Consider the following 16,515-nt stretch of genomic DNA (forward strand, 5'->3'; position numbering starts at 1 on the left):
GGGGCGCCGAGAGGGCCAGCTCCCTATTCTCACGGCCTACGGAGCCGCCTCTTCACGGCCCGTTCCACCGACAAGAGTTCAGTCCCATGACGGTGGCTCAACACGGAGACAACAGGCCCATGAACTCAACGACCCAACCGAAGACCTCCATCAAGGTCGAGCCACTCACCTGCAGCATCGGCGCGCAGTTGAGCAATGTAGATCTCGGCGCCGCCTCGCGCGACGCCTCGCTGGTGGCGGAAATCCGCGCGCTGCTGCTCAAGCACAAGGTGCTTTTCTTCCGCGACCAGAACATGACGCGCGCCGAGCACGTGGCCTTTGCCCGCCACTTCGGCGAGCTGGAAGACCATCCGGTGGCCGGCAGCGACCCGGAGAACCCGGGCCTGGTGCGCATCTACAAGTCGCCGGACAGCCCCAACGATCGCTACGAGAACTCCTGGCACTGCGACGCCACCTGGCGCGAAAAGCCGCCCTTCGGCTGCGTGCTGCGCTGCGTGGAATGCCCGCCGGTCGGCGGCGACACCATGTGGGCCAACATGGCGCTGGCCTACGAAAGGCTGCCGCAAATCATCAAGGACCAGATCGCGCCCCTGCGCGCCCGCCACAGCATCGAGGCCAGCTTCGGCGCCGCAATGCCGGTGGAAAAGCGCCTCGCGCTGCACGCGCAGTTCCCGGATGCCGAGCACCCCGTGGTGCGCACGCATCCGGAGACAGGCGAGAAGATCCTGTTCGTCAACGCGTTCACGACGCACTTCACCAATTTCCACAATGCCGACAACGTGCGCTACGGCCAGGACTACGCGCCAGGCGCCAGCCAGTTGCTGCAGTACCTGATCAGCCAGGCGGCTATCCCTGAATACCAGGTGCGCTTCCGCTGGCAGCCCAACAGCGTGGCCATGTGGGACAACCGCAGCACCCAGCACTACGCCGTGATGGATTACCCCCCTTGCCACCGAAAGATGGAGCGCGCCGGCATCGTCGGTGAAGCGACCTTCTAGGCAGCACCTTTTCTTCCTGTCCCCCTTACTTTCTCCACGAGGTCTTCACCATGAACTTTCTCGACGGCTCCCTCTACCCCGAAAACCAGCAACCCCTGATCATCACCGCCGCGCCCTACGCGCCGTCGTGGGTGCCCTCCGACTTCCCGGAGGACATCGCTGTCACGATGGAAGAGCAGATCCAGAAGGCGGTCGATTGCTACAACGCAGGCGCCACCGTGCTGCACCTGCACGTGCGTGAACTCGACGGCAAGGGCAGCAAGCGCCTGTCCAAGTTCAACGAACTGATCGCCGGCGTGCGCAACGCAGTGCCCGAGATGATCATCCAGGTGGGCGGCTCGATCAGCTTCGCGCCTGAAAACGAGGGCGCAGCCGCCAAGTGGCTCTCCGACGACACGCGCCACATGCTGGCCGAACTGGATCCCAAGCCCGACCAGGTCACGGTGACCATCAACACCTCGCAGATGAACGTGGTCGAGCACTGGGAATACGAGGACTACAAGGGCACGTCGATGGAAGACCCGGCGGTCTTCAACGCCTACAAGGAAATGACGGTGCCGGCGCAGCCGGGCTGGGCCGAGGAGCACATCCGCCGCCTGAACGAAGCCGGCATCCAGAGCGCCTTCCAGTGCTACAACATCAACAGCTTCGAGTCGGTCGAGCGCCTGATGCGCCGCGGTGTCTACAAGGGCCCGCTGGTCATGAACTGGGTGGCGATCAGCGGCGGCATGGACGCGCCGAACATCTACAACCTGGCGAACTTCGTGCGCGCCACGCCGGACGGCGCCATCCTGACGGTGGAAAGCTCGATGCGCAACGTGCTGCCGGTCAACATGATGGGCATCGCGATGGGCCTGCACGTTCGCTGCGGTACCGAGGACAACCTCTGGAACCAGTCGCGCACGAAGAAGGCGAGCACGGTCGAGCAGATCGAGCAGCTGGTGCGCATCTCTCGCGAGTTCGGCCGCCCGATCGCGACCGCCCAACAAGCACGCGAGATCTGCAAGATCGGCGTCTTCTACGACACCGTCGAGGAGTCGCTGTTCGCCAACGGCTTCGCGCCCAACCGCAACGGCGCCCACCAGGGCTTCCTGCGCAAGGCAGCCTGAGTCACCCCGCGGCCCAGAGGTTTCCATGAGTTCCACCATGGCTCCCACCGTCCTGATCGTTCCCGGCCTGCGTGACCATGTGCCCGCGCACTGGCAGACGCTGCTCGCGGACCGGCTGCCGCGCGTCAGGTCGGTGCCGCCGATGGGCCGCGAGGATCTTGATTGCGCAGCGCGCGTCGAGGCCATCGAACGCGAGGCGCAAGCCGTCGAAGGCCCGCTGTTGATCGTCGCGCACAGCGGCGGCGTCGTGATGCTGGCCCATTGGGCCCGGCAGACGCGGCGCCCCGTTCTCGGCGCACTGCTGGCCGCGCCGCCGGACTTCGAGCGGCCGATGCCCGAAGGCTATCCGACGGTGGAGCAGCTCGATGCCAGCGGCTGGCTGCCCGTGCCGCGCGAGCGTCTGCCTTTCCCGAGCATCGTTGCCGGCAGCCGCAACGATCCGCTCGCCGACTACGAGAGAGTCGCCGACATGGCGCGCGACTGGGGCAGCCGCCTCGTCGATCTCGGTGAAGTCGGTCACCTCAATCCGGCCTCCGGCTTCGGCCCGTGGCCCCGCGCCGAACAGTTCATCGAAGAACTCGCCGCACAAGGCCGGACGGCAGGCTGAGCGCCCCCCGTTCCAGATTCAAGATCCAAGGAGACAAACCATGGCACTCGCCATTCGCCTGCACGACACCGGTGGTCCGGAAGTGCTCAAGCTCGAAAACGTCGAAGTCGGCAATCCCGGCCCAGGCCAAGCTCGCGTGCGCCACACCTACGTGGCCGTGAACTTCATCGACATCTACTTCCGCACCGGCCGCTATCCCTTGCCGAAGCCCAACGGGCTCGGCTCGGACGCCGTGGGCGTCGTCGAGGCCGTCGGCCCGGGCGTGACCGATGTCAAGGTCGGTGACCGCGTGGGCTACCTGATCGGGCCGCAGGGCGCCTATTCGGACGTTCGCGTCATGCCGGCCGACGTGCTGATTCCGCTGCCCGAAGGCGTCTCCGACCGCACGGCCGCGACCCTGATGATGAAGGGCATGACGGTGCAGTACCTGTTCCGCCAGGTCTTCCCCCTGCACGGCGGCGAGACGATCCTCTATCACGCAGCCGCCGGCGGCGTGGGCTCGATCGCCTGCCAGTGGGCGAGGGCGATGGGCGTCACGATGATCGGCACCGTCAGCTCCGACGAAAAGGCAGAGATCGCCAAGGCGAACGGCTGCGCGCACACCATCGTGACCTCGCGCGAGAACATCGCCGAGCGCGTGCGCGAAATCACGGACGGCAAGGGTGTGCCGGTGGTCTACGACTCGGTGGGCAAGGACACGCTAGAAGCCTCGCTCGACAGCCTGCGTCCGCGCGGCGTGCTGGTCAGCAACGGCACGACGTCGGGGCCGGTCGTCATCGACTCGATGACCTTGGCCGTCAAGGGATCGATCTGGCTCACGCGGCCGGCGATGATGCACTACATCATGCCGCGCTCGCACATGCTCTCGATGGCCGATGAGCTGTTCGGCCACGTGCTGTCCGGCGGCATCGTCAGCGAACCGAAGCAATCTTTCGCGCTGGCCGATGCGGCCGACGCCCACCGTGCGCTGGAGTCCCGCAAGACCGTCGGCGCCACCGTGCTGGTGCCCTGATGCGGTTCATGACAAACAACAAGGGGACATCATGAATACCGCTGCAGTAGAAGCAATGCCCGCTCGGGACGGCTACCTGTTCACCCGGGGGCAGGCCTGGTTCGCCTTTGCCATGACCGTCGGCCTGATGATGTTCGACTACATCGATCGCCAGGTCATCGTGTCGCTCTTTCCTTACCTGAAGAGCGAATGGAGCCTCTCCGACAAGCAGCTCGGCGGGCTCGTGTCGGCGGTGTCGGTGACGGTCGCCCTGGCCGGTATCCCGGTCGCGCTGTTTGCCGATCGGGCGAGCCGCGTCAAGAGCGTGGTCGTGATGGCCACGGTCTGGAGCCTGGCGTCGATCTCCTGCATGTTCAGCCGTGGCTACGGCAGCTTGCTCGCGGCGCGCTCCATGGTCGGGCTGGGCGAAGCGGGCTACGGCTCCGTCGGCGCCGCGCTGATCGCCAGCCACTTTCCGTCGCGGCTGCGCGGTGCGGTCCTCGCGGGCTTCTTTGCGACGGCTTCGGTCGGCTCCGTGCTGGGCGTGATGCTCGGCGGTGTGATCGCAGCCAAATTCGGCTGGAAGGCCGCGTTCGGCGCGGTCGGCATTCCGGGCCTGGTTCTCGCGCTGCTGTACCTGAAGGTGCGCGACTACCCGACCGTCAAGCTCACCCCGCGACTCGACCGTGCGACCAGCTCGACGCGCAGCGCTGCCAGCGCCATCGTTCACGCGCTGGTTCGCTCGAAAACCATGCTGTGGCTGTGCCTCGCCGCGCCGGCGCAGCTGATCGCCGTGTCGGCGATCTGGTCCTGGCTGCCGAGCTTCCTCAACCGCGTTCACGGCATGGCGCCGGAGCAAGCGGCCATCAAGGCTTCCCTGGTCGTTCTGTGCGGTGCCTTGGGCAGCGTCGTCTGGGGCGCCGTGGTCGACTACTCGGGACGTCGTCGCCGGAAGTTCAAGCTGTACACCACCGCAATGTTGTGCGTCGCTTCCATGATCGTTCTGATGCTGGCCTTCGGCGCCACGAGCATGGGATTCGCGATCGCGGCCAATACGCAGTTCGCCTTGCTCGCCTTGGGCGGCTTCCTGATGACCTGCACCGTGGGTCCGGTGGCGGCAGCGGTGATTGAAGTCATCCACCCCGGCATTCGCGCCACTGGCGCATCGGTGCTGTCGCTTTTCCAGAACCTGTTCGGCCTTGCCGCCGGACCGCTCATCGCCGGATTCCTGTCGGACGCCTTGTCGCTCCAGACCGCACTCATGATCGTGCCTGCCTTCAGCCTGTTGGCAGCCGCGTGCTTGCTGATCGCTGCTCGCACCTTCGAGGCAGATCTCAAGCGTGCGGGAGAGATCGCCGAAGAAGATGCGCAGGCCGCCGCACCCGTATCGCAGCCGCGCCAGGTATTGGCCTGAAGCAGCCGCTGCACCCCCCATCCAACGAATTGACGAATTGAAAGAGAAGACATCCATGAACGGATCGATGATGGATCAGCCCTTGCTGATCTCGACGCTCCTCACCCACGCGGAACGCCATCACGGCGAGCAGGAGATTGTTTCGCGGCGCGTCGAGGGCGACCTCCACCGCTACACCTACCGTGAACTCGCAGAGCGCTCGCGGCGCCTTGCCAACGCCCTGGCGGCGCGCGGCATCGCCTTCGGCGACCGCGTCGGCACGCTGGCCTGGAACGGCTACCGCCACATGGAGCTCTACTACGCGGTCTCGGGCTCGGGCGCCGTGCTGCACACCTTGAACCCCCGCCTGCACGCGGACCAGGTGACGTGGATCGCGGACCATGCCGAAGACCAAATCCTGTTTTTCGACCTGACCTTCCTTCCACTGGTCGAGGCGATCGCCTCGCGTGTGTCGACCATCAAGGCCTTCGTCGCGATGACCGACCGCGCGCACATGCCGGCGTCGTCCAAGGTGCCCAATCTGCTGTGCTACGAGGAACTGGTCGAGGAACATTCGCCCGAGTTCGCATGGCCCGTGTTCGACGAGAAGGCTGCTTCGTCGCTGTGCTACACGTCCGGCACCACCGGCAATCCGAAGGGCGCGCTTTACAGCCACCGTTCGACCCTGCTGCACACGTATGCGGCCGCGCTGCCCGACGCCCTGAACTGCTCGGCGAACGACGTCATCCTGCCGGTCGTCCCGATGTTCCACGTCAATGCGTGGGGCCTGCCGTACGCCGCCTGCATGGTTGGCGCGAAGCTGGTGTTTCCGGGACCGTGGCTTGACGGCAAGTCGCTCCACGACCTCTTCGAGGGCGAAGGCGTGACCGTGTCGGCGGGCGTGCCCACCGTCTGGCAAGGCCTGTTGACGCACGTGGAAGGCAACGGCCTCGAGTTCAGCACGATGCGCCGCACCATCATCGGCGGCTCGGCTTGCCCGCCCGCGATGATGCGCACCTTCCAGGAACGCTACGACGTGCAGGTGTTGCACGCATGGGGCATGACCGAGATGAGCCCGGTCGGCACCGTCTGCACGCTCAAGCCCAGGCAGAAAGCGCTCGATCTCGACGCGCGCCTTGCCATCCAGGCCAAGCAGGGGCGATCGGTGTTCGGCGTCGACATGAAGATCGTCGGCGAAGACGGCAATGAACTGCCGCGCGACGGCGTATCCGCCGGCGAACTGATGGTGCGCGGTCCGTGGATCATCTCCAACTACTTCAAGGGGGAGGGCGATGGTCCTCTGGTGGGCGGCTGGTTTCCCACCGGCGACGTCTCGACGATCGACGCCGACGGCTTCATGCAGATCACCGACCGCAGCAAGGACGTGATCAAGTCCGGCGGCGAGTGGATCGGTTCCATCGACCTGGAAAACATCGCGATGGCTCACCCGGCCGTGGCACTGGCCGCGTGCATCGCGGCCCGCCACCCGAAGTGGGACGAGCGCCCGCTGCTGGTGGTGACCTGCAAGCCCGGCGAGTCTGTGACGCGCGATGAACTGATCGCCTTCTATGACGGCAGGATCGCCAAGTGGTGGACGCCGGACGACGTGGTCTTCGTCGACAGCATTCCGCTCGGCCCGACCGGCAAGGTTCAGAAGAACAAGCTGCGGGACGTATTCCAGGACCACCTTCTGGCTGCGGCCTGACCGACCATGATCTCGACACTCGCGGCGCTGCCGACGCGCGGCCGCACGCTCTTTCCTGGCGTACTCGCCAGCCTCGTGGTGGCAGTCGCCGCGACGTTCCTCTCGCAACACTACGGCGCGCCCGTCATGTTGTTTGCCCTGATCCTGGGCATGGCGATGAACTTCCTGTCGGGCGACGGCGCGTGCGGGGCCGGCATCGGGTTCACTGCGCGCGAGGTGCTGCGCTGTGGCGTCGCGCTGCTCGGGCTCCGCATCACCCTGGGGCAGGTCGCGGCCCTGGGTTGGCATCCTGTGATCCTGGTGGTGGTGTGCGTGGTGGTCACGATCTGCGTGTCGATGATCGTCGCGAAGTTGATGGGCTTCCAGAGCCTGTTCGGCCTGCTCACCGGAGGCGCCACGGCCATCTGTGGTGCATCGGCTGCGCTTGCACTGGCTGCGGCTCTGCCCGCGCATCCGGGGAAGGAACGTGCCACGCTGTTCACGGTGGTCGGCGTATCGGCACTGTCCACGCTGGCGATGATCGTCTATCCCATGCTGGCCCAGCTCCTTGGCCTCGACGCGCATGGGGCGGGTATCTTCCTCGGCGGCACCATCCACGACGTTGCGCAGGTGGTCGGCGCGGGCTACAGCATGTCGCGCGAGACCGGCGATGTGGCCACCTTGGTCAAGCTCATGCGCGTGGCCATGCTGCTGCCGGTGATCGTGTTCGCGGTGATGTGCACCCGCGCTGGCGGCAAGGGCGCCGGCGGACCCCGGCCGCCGTTGTTGCCCTGGTTTGCCGTGGCCTTTGCGGTGCTGGTCGGGATCAACAGCACCGGCTGGATTCCGGCAGGCCTGACCAAGCTGGGCACCGATCTTTCGCAATGGTGCCTGGTGACGGCGATGGCGGCGATCGGGATGAAGACGCAACTGCGCGACCTGGCCACCGTCGGCCTGAAGCCGGTCGCGTTGATGGTCGGCGAGACGGTGTTTCTTATTGTGCTCGTGCTTGTGATGATGCGCTGGATGTCCTGATCGGAGCGGCTTCGGCTGGCATCAGCGCAATGGTCGCCTTGGCGGCCTGCATGCGGCGCTCGAATTCTGCGCTGACCACCGCCACGGTGGCTTCCGCTTCGGTGCGGCTGATGTGGCCGTCGCTCCCGCGCAATCGCTGAGTCTGAAGAAGGCTTCGGACGCATGCCACGGCGTGATACGCCTGCTTCAATGCGTTGACTTCGGCGGTGGCTCGCATGACCAGCGCGGCGAGACCGCCCTCGGATTCGTGGGGCGGTGGGGGAGGGTTCGGGGGGCGCGCGGGCGCGCAAATAGGGTGGACCATGAGTGGCCTCCAGGAACTTCGGTTTGCAACAACCGCCGCGCCCGACGCCAATCAGGGGCGGCGACTCGAACGGGTTGGCGTACCGGGAAGTTCCTGCGAGAACCGGCGAGCCTTGCGGCTCCCCGCTCGAGCCGCCAAAAATGGTGGCACGAACGACGAAGCCGCAGGACTACTGCGGTAATGGCTGCGGCTTTCGTCGCAAAACTTCAGTGGGACGCCAATCCCGATCACGCTTTGTTGACGTGACAGGCGAAGTATAGCTATGGGTGTCTGAAGGCTGTCCTGGCCTGCTCGATGGCCGCCATTTCTTCCAGTAGGATCGGCGCGCCCAGGCTGCTGGTATGGATGCCGAGAACGCTGACCGCCTGCAGCACGGCCGTGATCTCTCGCGGGGTGGCGCCCAGTTCGAGCGCCTTGCGGATGTGACGGCGCGTGCCCGGCGCGTACATATGGGTGCACGACGCATCGACCGCGATGGCGATGAATTCCAGCACCTTCGGCTCCAGCACGCCCGACATGATCGAGTGCATGCCCATTGCCATGAATTTCTCGGCCCATGCCGGGTCGAGTTCCGCGAAGGCATCCCAGGCCGGATTCCAATTCCCGGTCGCGCGCAATTGGTCGCAGATCGGCGTGGCGCTGCGGTTTGTCTCGTTGTTCATTTCATCGTTTCCTTCAGATTGTCGAATCGTCGAATCGTCGAATAGGGCGGCTCAGTGCGCCAGCGTCGGGCGTGCCGACAGGTCGAGCCGCGCGCGGCCCAGGCGCACCTGGCGCGCGGCAAGCCAGAACAACAGTCCGGCACCGATGGCCAGGATGTCGGTCGCGAGCAGCACCGTGGTCAACGCGTGAGTGCTGCCGGCGTCGACCAGGCGGTCGCTCACCATGCCGACCGCGAGCGTCCCGATCGCGAGGGCGAACACATTGATCAACAGCATCGTGACGCCCGCGATGGTCGAGCGCATCTGCGCCGGGGCCAATCCCTGGATCATCGTGTTGGCCGGCCCGTAGAGCGCCAATGGCAGGAAGAAGCCTGCGCACATGCCTGCATAGAACAGGACCGAGCCGGCCGGCGCGAAGCGGTAGGCGATCATCAACGGTGCGCACAGCGCGATCAGCAGCGCCATGAAGCTTGCATGGCCGCCCGGGAGGCGCTTGGCGAAGCGGTCGCTCAGCACGCCGCCGACCACCGCGCCGAGCACGCCAAACACGATCTGCAACGCGCCGATGGTCTTGGCAATACCGGCCGCATCGAAGCCGCGCTCGCGCACCATCCACAGTTGGGCGAACGAGAAGCCCGCGAACACCATGTGCACCAGCACGAAGCCGACGATGGCGAATTGCAAGGCGCGGTTGTGGCCGACCACGCCAAGCACTGCGCGCACCTGCGCGACAAACGGCTGGCCCCGCGACGGGTCGGCATGCTTGTGACGCCCCTGTCCACGCTCCTCGCGCAGGAAGGCCAACGGAATGGCGATCGCCGCCCCGACGATGCCGAGCACCGTGAAGGTCGAACGCCAGCCGAGGCTCGCCCCGACCGTGCCGGCCAACAGGAAGCTCAATCCGATGCCGAGCGGAATGCCCACGAAAAAGACGCCCATCGCCGTGCCCCGCCGCTTCTCGGAGAACAGTTCGGCCAGCAAGGCCACCGCGGCCGGGACAAGGGCCGCCTCGCCGCTGGCGACGAAGAAGCGCGCGACGGCCATTTGCTCGAAGGTCCGGGCGTGTCCGGAAGCCCATGTGCAGGCGCTCCAGATCAGCACGCCCGCGGCGATGACACGCGTACGGCTGAAGCGATCGGCCAGCGCGCCCATGAACATGGCCATGAAGCCGAAGCTGAGCACCCAGACAGAGCCGACCAAAAACCCGTACTGCGCATTGTCGAGCGCGAGATCGCTGATGATCTGCGGCGAAAAGCCCAGCAGCACGTTGCGGTCGACGTGGGCGAGCACGTGAATGACCAGCAGCGATGCAAGGACCGCGTTGGGACTTTTCTTCCAGAACATCATGTGTCTCCCAGGGAGGATTGGCGATCCCGAGTGCTGACTCAGGCGACCCTGCGCAGCTGCGTGCTGCGCTGTGCCGGCGCCCGGTTGGGCGGCATGCCCAGACATTCGAGGGTCTCGTCGGCGGACTCCCACTGAGTGCCGATCCGATAGATGCGATGTGCGTCTTCGCCCGTCGCGATGTCCCGGTTGAGTTCGCGGGCAATGCGCACCATCTTCTCGATCTGCTGCACCGAGGTCGCGCGTTCGCCGTCCGGTCCGAAGAGCGTGTCCTCGATGCCGACGCGCACATGCAGGCCCAGCGCGATGGCCATGGTGTTCATCGGCACCACGTTGCGGTTCAGGGTTTCCAGCGTGAGCACGGCGCCGTTGGGCGTGCGGCGGACGAACTCGATCATGTCGGCCGGATTCAGCCCGGCTGCGCCGCCGCCGATGGCCACGTAGTTGAGGACCAGCGGGCCGGTATAGGCGCCGCGGCGGATCAGGCGTTCGACCGTTTCCAATTGGGTGAGGTTGCCCAGCATGAAATGCGGCTGGATGCCGTTGGCGACCAGGCGCCTGATGTGTTCGACATGCCAGGACGGATTGGAAGGCACGATCATGTCGCGGTAGGCGGCCTGCAGTGCCGGGTTGGTGAGCGAGGTTCCGGCGATGTCGGCCTCGGTCATCAACTCCATCACGTTCATCTGGTTGGTGTTGATCGCGACGGTGACCTGGTCGGGCCGCGGATTCAGTTCGGCCAGCATGTGGCGCTTGTCGTCGTTCATCCACTTGGCGGCCTGGCCCTCGCTCTCCGGTGCGAAGGAGATCGAGCCGCCGACCTGCAGCACCATCTTCGGCACCGCTTCGCGCAGGCAGGCGAGCATCTCGTTGAACTTGGACAGCCGCTTGCTGCCCTTGCCATCTTCTTCGCGCACATGCACATGGAGCACGGTGGCGCCGGCGTTGTAGCAATCGACGGCCTTCTGGACCTGCTGGTCGAGCGTCACGGGAATATCGTCCGAGTCGCCCGGCACCCATTGCGGGCCGTAGGGCGCGACCTGGATCACGAGTTTTTCCTGGTTTTCAGGCAGCAGGGAGTCGTCTAGGAAATGCATGGCTTGTCGTCCTCTCGGGTTGTCGGTTCAGAATGAATTTGCCCGCTGCATGGTTGCTGTGCGGGCCAGGGAAGTATCGAGATCGCATGGATTCCGGTTTGACAAAACGCGACAATGGTTTTGCATATCGCGACACCGCAGGAACCCGGATGGCCTACTTGCTTCGCAGCGCGAGCCTGACCAATTACGTCGAAGTAGCGCGATCGGTGGGCCTCGACCCCTATCGACAACTGAGTGCTGCCGGCATCAACCGGTCGGTGCTGCTGGACCCGGACATCAAGATTCCGGCCGAGGCGGTGGGGCGCCTGCTGGAAGCGTCCGCGCAGGCGGCGGGCATCGATGATTTCGGGCTTCGCATGGCCGAAACCCGCGAACTCTCCAACCTCGGACCCCTTGGCTTCGTGGCACGCGAAGAGCCGACGCTGCGCAAGACGCTCGCATCGATCGCGCACTACCTTCGGCTACAGAACGAGGCGGTCTTTCTGAGGGTCGAGGAGACGGAGGGCCTGGCCATCATTCGCGAAGACATGCTGGGTGGCTTTCCCGGCTCGGTGCGCCAGGCGACGCAACTCATGCTCGGCGTTCTGCACCGGATGCTGAGGATCATCGTCGGCGCGGACTGGAGGCCGCGCAGGATCTGCTTCACGCACGCTGCGCCGGCCAGCCTCGCGGTACACACGCGGGTCTTCGGCTCGGCCATCGCATTCAACCAGGACTTCGACGGCATCGTGTGCCTCGCCTCGGACCTGGACGCCGCGATCCCGTCCTACGACCCGGTCATGGCGCAGCAGACGCGCCAATTCCTCGACGCGATGCTGGCGCAGTCCAATGCCACGATGTCCGACCAGGTCAGGAAGCTGATCCTGGCGCTCCTTCCATCGGGCGCGTGCTCGGTGGAACGGGTGGCGCAGCATCTGGGGGTGGAACCCAGGACCGTGCAACGCCATCTCGCGCAATCCGGCGAAAGCTATTCGTCGATCCTCGATACGGTGCGCTCGGAACTCGTGACGCGCTATGTGGAAAGCCGCGATCGCCCTCTGTCCGAAGTCGCGACGCTGCTGGGCTTCTCGTCCTCGAGCGCGTTCTCACGATGGTTCGGGAGCCGCTTCGGCTGTAGCGTTTCGAAGTGGCGTGGATAGAGCGCCGCTTCCATGCCTGCGTTGGCCATCGCCCAGAACCTGCCAAGTCAGCAGACAGTCAGCAGCAGACGATCAGGCTCAGCCCCGCAGGCCACCCCTTATAGGGATCCCCCGGCGCGATCAACATGAAAGGATGAGCGTATGCGCCAATTGCTTGTCGCCTCCATCGTCTTTGGTGTCGTTACTTCGGCCTTTGCTGACGATTCGGCAAAGCTGCCCGGCGTCTGGAAAATGACTTCCTGGACCCGACATGAGGTTGCCACGGGCAAGGATGGCAAGCCGTTTGGCGAGCATCCCGGCGGTTACCTGATCTATACCAAGGATGGGCATTTCATGTGGACCGGATTCAAGGATCAGCGTCCAAAGCCGGCGGCAGCCGAGCCAACGGATGCCGAGAGCGTTGCCTTGTTCAAGACCATGTACGCCTACAACGGGACCTACAAGGTTGAGGGAGGCAAGATTGTCGACACCGTAGAAGACGCGTGGAACGAGGGTTGGGTCGGCACCAAATTCAAGATCGACAAATACGAAGTCTCCGACAAAACATTGACCATGGTGTCGGCTCCATTCAAGGCAAATATGGATGGCGCTGAAATGGTCGTCACGACTACCTACGAGCGGATTGAATAACCAGCAGACAGAAACAGGAGCTATCCGCAAGATTTGCGAACAAACGAAGTCGGTATGTCCCGGGGCTCGCTGTCAAAGCGGGCACGCGCCTCATGAATATCGGAATGGCGACGATCGGCCCAATCGATGAGACTCGCCATCGGGTCCAGCAGCGATTGGCCTAGCGGTGTCAGACGATATTCAACGCTCGGGGGCTTGGTCGGAAAGACGTGACGAGTAATCAGTCCGTCGCGTTCCAGATCGCGCAGGGTCTGGGTGAGCATGCGCTTGGAAATGTCGCGTACGGCGCGGTGAAGCTCGCTGAAGCGCTGCGACCGCGTCGCGAGGGTCATGATCATCAGGATGCTCCATTTGTCGCCGATGCGGTCGAGCACGTCTCGCACTGGGCAGTGCACCCCGTCAACGGACTGGGCGTCGTCCGTTTGAAAACGGCTGAATCTCTCGATCGCGTTCGATGTAGTGCGCATCTGGGTTCCTCTTGCCTTCCCTGGTTACTTGAAACTGCCTCCTTGTGCAGCAGGAGCGAGGTCTCTAAGGTAGACCTTCCCTCAATCGTAAACCCTACGGGGTCAGGAGTTCATTCATGTTTCTAGTTATGGGAATTACGGGAAAAGTCGGTGGCGCAACGGCAAGGCATCTGCTGGCGAGCGGCAAGAAAGTACGCGCGCTGGTTCGAGATCGCGCGAAGGCGGCCAGTTGGTCGGCCCGAGGCGTCGAACTGGTTGACGGTGATTGGCACGATGCTGACGCCATCGCGCGGGCGCTTGATGGCGTCAGCGGCGCCTTTGTCATGCTGCCGTCGATCTGGGCCCCTTCGCCGGATTTCAAGGAAGCCAAGGGCTTCATCGCCAACTATGTCAAGGCGCTGAACGAGATTGCGCCTCCACGTGTCGTCGCGCTTTCGTCGATGGGGGCACACAAGACCCACGGCACGGGGTTGATCACGGCGCTGTCGTTGCTGGAGCACGGCTTGCGCGATCTGCCAGCGCCGATCGCCTTCGTACGCGCCGGCGGATTTTTCGAAAACTTTCTCTTCGGCCTGGACGTCGCCCAGAGCGGCACGCTCCCCGTCTTCTACAACCCGACCAATCGAAAATCAACCATGGTCGCGGCGGACGACATCGGCGCCGAGGTGGCGAACCTCCTGGCCGGTCCTGCGTGGTCGGGGCAGCGTGTCATCGAGCTCGGTTCGATGGTCAGCGCCGATGAAGTCGCCGCCCAATTGGGGAAGGTCCTTCAGCGGGACGTCAAGGCTTTTGCCGTTCCGCGGGCAGGGTGGCCCGCAGCGCTAGAGCAGTTTGGCATCCCCCAGGGGCAGACGGGACAGGCCGAAGCGATGTACGAGGCGGTCAACTTGGGCTTGATGGACGTCGGGGTCGAAGGTACGGAGCGCGTCGCGGGCACGACGGCATCCGGCGATGTGTTCGCGGCGGCGAAAAATGCCGCCGCGAAGTAGGGCCGAAGGACCGACCAATGTCTAAAACTACTTGGCGCCAAGTCACACCTTTGGCTCTTGCCGCATTTTTCGTCGTGGGAGCACTCAGCAATCTCTTTGCCCCTCAATCCATCTACGAGGAATACCTGAGGTGGGGATATCCGCATTGGTTCCATTTTGTGACGGGGTCGTTGGAACTCACCACTGCCGTTCTGCTTGCTCGGGCGCCGACCCGCCTCCTGGGCTTCGCTCTCGGCTGCGCTGTGATGTTGGCGGCACTCGGTACCGTCACGATCCACGGCGAATATGGGCACGCGGCACCTCCACTCGTCGTGGGAGCACTTTCGATTTTCGTCGGCTGGATTGCGTGGCGCCAGCGGCTTTCCGACTCGGGAATGCAGCCCCCGCCGTCTGCGGCGCCTTCCGGCAGTCCGTGCATCACCAGGACTGGAACGTCGATCGCTTTGAGATCGTCATGAAACTCCGTCTCGGAGAGGACCCTGCCCGCAGCGTCGCGGGCATCTCTCCTCCCCGGTAGTTTCTCTCCCGTTTGGGAGACGACGAGCGGCCTCGCCGGCCATAGATTGGATGCATCCGCACGGAGATCGGGATCATCAATCATGGACCGGAAAGTCATTCATATCGCGCGCCGAGCTTTGCTGGCGCTGTGCGCCTGCGCTCTGTCCGTCGCGGCGCAGCAGGCACATCCACCGCGAACCGCAAGTCAAAGCCAGGCGGCTCAGGACCCGCAGCCTCAGGGACAGCCACACATCTCCATCAGATGGGCAATCGCTTTGACATGCGTGCTGATCTTTGGTGTCGCTGCAACCCAAGTCTTCGCCGCGAACCCGTTCGATGACCTCGCGAAAGACATTGGAGACGCTGCCAAGAAATCGGTGAGTGATGCAGTCAACGGCGCGGTCAACGCTATGGGCACTCCGAATCAAGCGCCGACGCCTGGCCACGCGCCTTCGAATCCTTCACCGGCGGCCTCTCTTTCGACGGGGCAGGCGTCCGGTACACAGAGCAACTCTGACCAGTTTCCGACCAGCCGCAGCGGGTGCCCGGTTCGAAAGGACGATCCACGCTGGAAAACCCTTCCCAAGGGAAACCATTGTGGGTTGTAGCGTCGTAGCGTTCGATTTGACAGCCTGCTCCGAGGGAATGCCATGACGCTTTCAACTGACCCGATTGGCTTGAACCCGGCCCGCGGGTTGTTCGTGTTGATCTTCGCCCTTCTCGCGCTTCCAGCAGTTGTGCTGGCGCAAGGGCGGCAGTTGCACATGCCGCCAATGAGCCAGCTGCCTGGCATCCTCTATAAGTGCCAGTCCGCTGATGGTTCGCGGGACTTTCCTGTTACCGAGGTGCGTCAACTGCCTGGGGATCAGAACGTCTACTGGGCAACCATGCGCACGCTTGGTCTTTCTCGCGAGGAGGTAAAGGCGCTCAACGTGAAGTGCGCGCTTGCGACGCCGAAAAGCGAGCCGGTGCAATCTGCCGCAACATCCGCACCGCCTTCGCCGAAATCAGGCCCCTTCACCCGCTTCACCATGGGGGACTATTTCAATGCAATCTACAACGGGGATCGCGAAGAAGTGCGCCGCCAAGATCAGAAATACATTGGCAAGCTCGTCGCCGATATCAAGGGTCGATTCGGAGACAACCCAATCTGGAAAAAAATCATGGACATGATGCAGGTAGATAGGGCAACGCTGGCTGAAGCGGCCATCCGGGCGTATGTGCAGAACTATGAGAGCGCCTACCGGCAGTGCCTTCGCAAAGATGCGGTGTCATTCACGATCAGGCAGTCAATGACCAATCGAGATGGTGCTGTCGTCACCATGAACGAAACGTCTTATCGGGTGAACCCAGAGTTCGCGGCAGCGTTCAAGGCAACCGGAGAGATTGCGGATACGGTTGGGGGCGCACTCAGCGACATGGGTTATGGAAGCCCAGTTGCACGCACCGAGACCGGCATTCACGAAATCATGAGTGCATACCGTTGCGATGATCCGGTAATCAAGCAATTTGAATCAGGGCTTTTGCAGATGCATGCCGCCCATATGGCACGGCGATAGCAAGGTAAG

17 protein-coding genes are annotated in these 16,515 nt (G+C 64.0%); 13 read left to right on the forward strand and 4 right to left on the reverse strand.

Features of this window, described 5'->3' with window-relative positions; genetic code table 11:
• The first annotated feature begins 149 nt into the window (after positions 1–149).
• From AC1DHL_RS17995 to AC1DHL_RS18025, 7 genes are read left to right on the forward strand one after another with little or no spacing between them, the layout of a single operon-like run.
• Entirely contained in the window at positions 150–998 is an 849-nt protein-coding gene (locus AC1DHL_RS17995; protein ID WP_478162971.1) for a TauD/TfdA dioxygenase family protein, read from the forward strand.
• A 50-nt stretch (positions 999–1,048) separates the two neighbouring features.
• Positions 1,049–2,107, forward strand: coding sequence for a beta-keto acid cleavage family enzyme (locus AC1DHL_RS18000; protein ID WP_478105509.1), 1,059 nt, complete (start codon positions 1,049–1,051; stop codon positions 2,105–2,107).
• A gap of 25 nt (positions 2,108–2,132) precedes the next feature.
• The gene (locus AC1DHL_RS18005) at positions 2,133–2,714 is read left to right on the forward strand and encodes an RBBP9/YdeN family alpha/beta hydrolase (RefSeq protein WP_478162841.1); all 582 of its coding nucleotides are present in this window, start codon (positions 2,133–2,135) and stop codon (positions 2,712–2,714) included.
• Between the two features lie 40 nt (positions 2,715–2,754).
• On the forward strand, positions 2,755–3,726 hold the full coding sequence (locus AC1DHL_RS18010; protein WP_478162842.1) for a quinone oxidoreductase family protein: 972 nt from the start codon (positions 2,755–2,757) through the stop codon (positions 3,724–3,726).
• Positions 3,727–3,757: 31 nt separating this feature from the next.
• Positions 3,758–5,119, forward strand: coding sequence for an MFS transporter (locus AC1DHL_RS18015; RefSeq protein ID WP_478162843.1), 1,362 nt, complete (start codon positions 3,758–3,760; stop codon positions 5,117–5,119).
• A 55-nt stretch (positions 5,120–5,174) separates the two neighbouring features.
• On the forward strand, positions 5,175–6,803 hold the full coding sequence (locus AC1DHL_RS18020; protein ID WP_478105500.1) for a 3-(methylthio)propionyl-CoA ligase: 1,629 nt from the start codon (positions 5,175–5,177) through the stop codon (positions 6,801–6,803).
• A gap of 6 nt (positions 6,804–6,809) precedes the next feature.
• Positions 6,810–7,817, forward strand: a complete 1,008-nt coding sequence (locus AC1DHL_RS18025) for a YeiH family protein (RefSeq protein WP_478162844.1) — start codon at positions 6,810–6,812, stop codon at positions 7,815–7,817.
• Between the two features lie 564 nt (positions 7,818–8,381).
• On the opposite strand, the gene AC1DHL_RS18030 is transcribed toward AC1DHL_RS18025, so the two are convergent.
• The 3 genes from AC1DHL_RS18030 to AC1DHL_RS18040 are packed head-to-tail and all read right to left on the reverse strand — an operon-like array spanning position 8,382 to position 11,224.
• Positions 8,382–8,783: a carboxymuconolactone decarboxylase family protein gene (locus tag AC1DHL_RS18030; RefSeq protein ID WP_478162845.1), complete on the reverse strand. Its 402-nt coding sequence runs from the start codon at positions 8,781–8,783 to the stop codon at positions 8,382–8,384.
• A gap of 51 nt (positions 8,784–8,834) precedes the next feature.
• Positions 8,835–10,127: an MFS transporter gene (locus AC1DHL_RS18035; protein WP_478162846.1), complete on the reverse strand. Its 1,293-nt coding sequence runs from the start codon at positions 10,125–10,127 to the stop codon at positions 8,835–8,837.
• Positions 10,128–10,168: 41 nt separating this feature from the next.
• Positions 10,169–11,224, reverse strand: coding sequence for a beta-keto acid cleavage family enzyme (locus tag AC1DHL_RS18040; RefSeq protein ID WP_478162847.1), 1,056 nt, complete (start codon positions 11,222–11,224; stop codon positions 10,169–10,171).
• Positions 11,225–11,373: 149 nt separating this feature from the next.
• Between AC1DHL_RS18040 and AC1DHL_RS18045 the strand changes: the two genes are divergently transcribed.
• Together AC1DHL_RS18045 and AC1DHL_RS18050 are read left to right on the forward strand one after the other, a co-directional pair.
• Positions 11,374–12,363 carry an AraC family transcriptional regulator gene (locus AC1DHL_RS18045; RefSeq protein WP_478162848.1) on the forward strand — a complete coding sequence of 330 codons (990 nt, stop codon included), beginning with the start codon at positions 11,374–11,376 and terminating at the stop codon, positions 12,361–12,363.
• Between the two features lie 141 nt (positions 12,364–12,504).
• A complete protein-coding gene (locus AC1DHL_RS18050) occupies positions 12,505–12,993 on the forward strand; it encodes a lipocalin-like domain-containing protein (protein ID WP_478162849.1) in 489 nt (162 codons plus the stop codon).
• A 20-nt stretch (positions 12,994–13,013) separates the two neighbouring features.
• Here the strand turns inward: AC1DHL_RS18050 and AC1DHL_RS18055 are convergent, their stop codons facing one another.
• The gene (locus tag AC1DHL_RS18055; protein ID WP_478105483.1) at positions 13,014–13,460 is read right to left on the reverse strand and encodes a winged helix-turn-helix transcriptional regulator; all 447 of its coding nucleotides are present in this window, start codon (positions 13,458–13,460) and stop codon (positions 13,014–13,016) included.
• 116 nt (positions 13,461–13,576) lie between these two features.
• Here AC1DHL_RS18055 and AC1DHL_RS18060 point away from each other — a divergent pair, with 116 nt between their 5' ends.
• The 4 genes from AC1DHL_RS18060 to AC1DHL_RS18075 all read left to right on the forward strand — a co-directional run bounded on the left by AC1DHL_RS18060 (position 13,577) and on the right by AC1DHL_RS18075 (position 16,506).
• Entirely contained in the window at positions 13,577–14,449 is an 873-nt protein-coding gene (locus AC1DHL_RS18060; protein WP_478162850.1) for an NmrA family NAD(P)-binding protein, read from the forward strand.
• Positions 14,450–14,466: 17 nt separating this feature from the next.
• A complete protein-coding gene (locus AC1DHL_RS18065; RefSeq protein WP_478162851.1) occupies positions 14,467–14,907 on the forward strand; it encodes a DoxX family protein in 441 nt (146 codons plus the stop codon).
• A 141-nt stretch (positions 14,908–15,048) separates the two neighbouring features.
• Positions 15,049–15,555 carry a hypothetical protein gene (locus tag AC1DHL_RS18070; protein WP_478162852.1) on the forward strand — a complete coding sequence of 169 codons (507 nt, stop codon included), beginning with the start codon at positions 15,049–15,051 and terminating at the stop codon, positions 15,553–15,555.
• Positions 15,556–15,597: 42 nt separating this feature from the next.
• Positions 15,598–16,506 (forward strand): hypothetical protein, encoded by a 909-nt coding sequence (locus tag AC1DHL_RS18075; protein WP_478105475.1) that lies wholly within the window; start codon positions 15,598–15,600, stop codon positions 16,504–16,506.
• Positions 16,507–16,515 lie beyond the last annotated feature (9 nt).

The sequence above is a fragment of the Variovorax sp. 10L426 genome (assembly GCF_056395305.1).

Excerpts from the sequence above, each read along its gene's own strand:
- AC1DHL_RS18000 (WP_478105509.1), top strand. The coding sequence starts at position 1,049 with ATGAACTTTCTCGACGGCTCCCTCTACCCCGAAAACCAGCAACCCCTG.
- AC1DHL_RS18005 (WP_478162841.1), top strand. The coding sequence starts at position 2,133 with ATGAGTTCCACCATGGCTCCCACCGTCCTGATCGTTCCCGGCCTGCGT.
- AC1DHL_RS18010 (WP_478162842.1), top strand. The coding sequence starts at position 2,755 with ATGGCACTCGCCATTCGCCTGCACGACACCGGTGGTCCGGAAGTGCTC.
- AC1DHL_RS18015 (WP_478162843.1), top strand. The coding sequence starts at position 3,758 with ATGAATACCGCTGCAGTAGAAGCAATGCCCGCTCGGGACGGCTACCTG.
- AC1DHL_RS18020 (WP_478105500.1), top strand. The coding sequence starts at position 5,175 with ATGAACGGATCGATGATGGATCAGCCCTTGCTGATCTCGACGCTCCTC.
- AC1DHL_RS18025 (WP_478162844.1), top strand. The coding sequence starts at position 6,810 with ATGATCTCGACACTCGCGGCGCTGCCGACGCGCGGCCGCACGCTCTTT.
- AC1DHL_RS18030 (WP_478162845.1), bottom strand. The coding sequence starts at position 8,783 with ATGAACAACGAGACAAACCGCAGCGCCACGCCGATCTGCGACCAATTG.
- AC1DHL_RS18035 (WP_478162846.1), bottom strand. The coding sequence starts at position 10,127 with ATGTTCTGGAAGAAAAGTCCCAACGCGGTCCTTGCATCGCTGCTGGTC.
- AC1DHL_RS18040 (WP_478162847.1), bottom strand. The coding sequence starts at position 11,224 with ATGCATTTCCTAGACGACTCCCTGCTGCCTGAAAACCAGGAAAAACTC.
- AC1DHL_RS18045 (WP_478162848.1), top strand. The coding sequence starts at position 11,374 with ATGGCCTACTTGCTTCGCAGCGCGAGCCTGACCAATTACGTCGAAGTA.
- AC1DHL_RS18050 (WP_478162849.1), top strand. The coding sequence starts at position 12,505 with ATGCGCCAATTGCTTGTCGCCTCCATCGTCTTTGGTGTCGTTACTTCG.
- AC1DHL_RS18055 (WP_478105483.1), bottom strand. The coding sequence starts at position 13,460 with ATGCGCACTACATCGAACGCGATCGAGAGATTCAGCCGTTTTCAAACG.
- AC1DHL_RS18060 (WP_478162850.1), top strand. The coding sequence starts at position 13,577 with ATGTTTCTAGTTATGGGAATTACGGGAAAAGTCGGTGGCGCAACGGCA.
- AC1DHL_RS18065 (WP_478162851.1), top strand. The coding sequence starts at position 14,467 with ATGTCTAAAACTACTTGGCGCCAAGTCACACCTTTGGCTCTTGCCGCA.
- AC1DHL_RS18070 (WP_478162852.1), top strand. The coding sequence starts at position 15,049 with ATGGACCGGAAAGTCATTCATATCGCGCGCCGAGCTTTGCTGGCGCTG.
- AC1DHL_RS18075 (WP_478105475.1), top strand. The coding sequence starts at position 15,598 with ATGACGCTTTCAACTGACCCGATTGGCTTGAACCCGGCCCGCGGGTTG.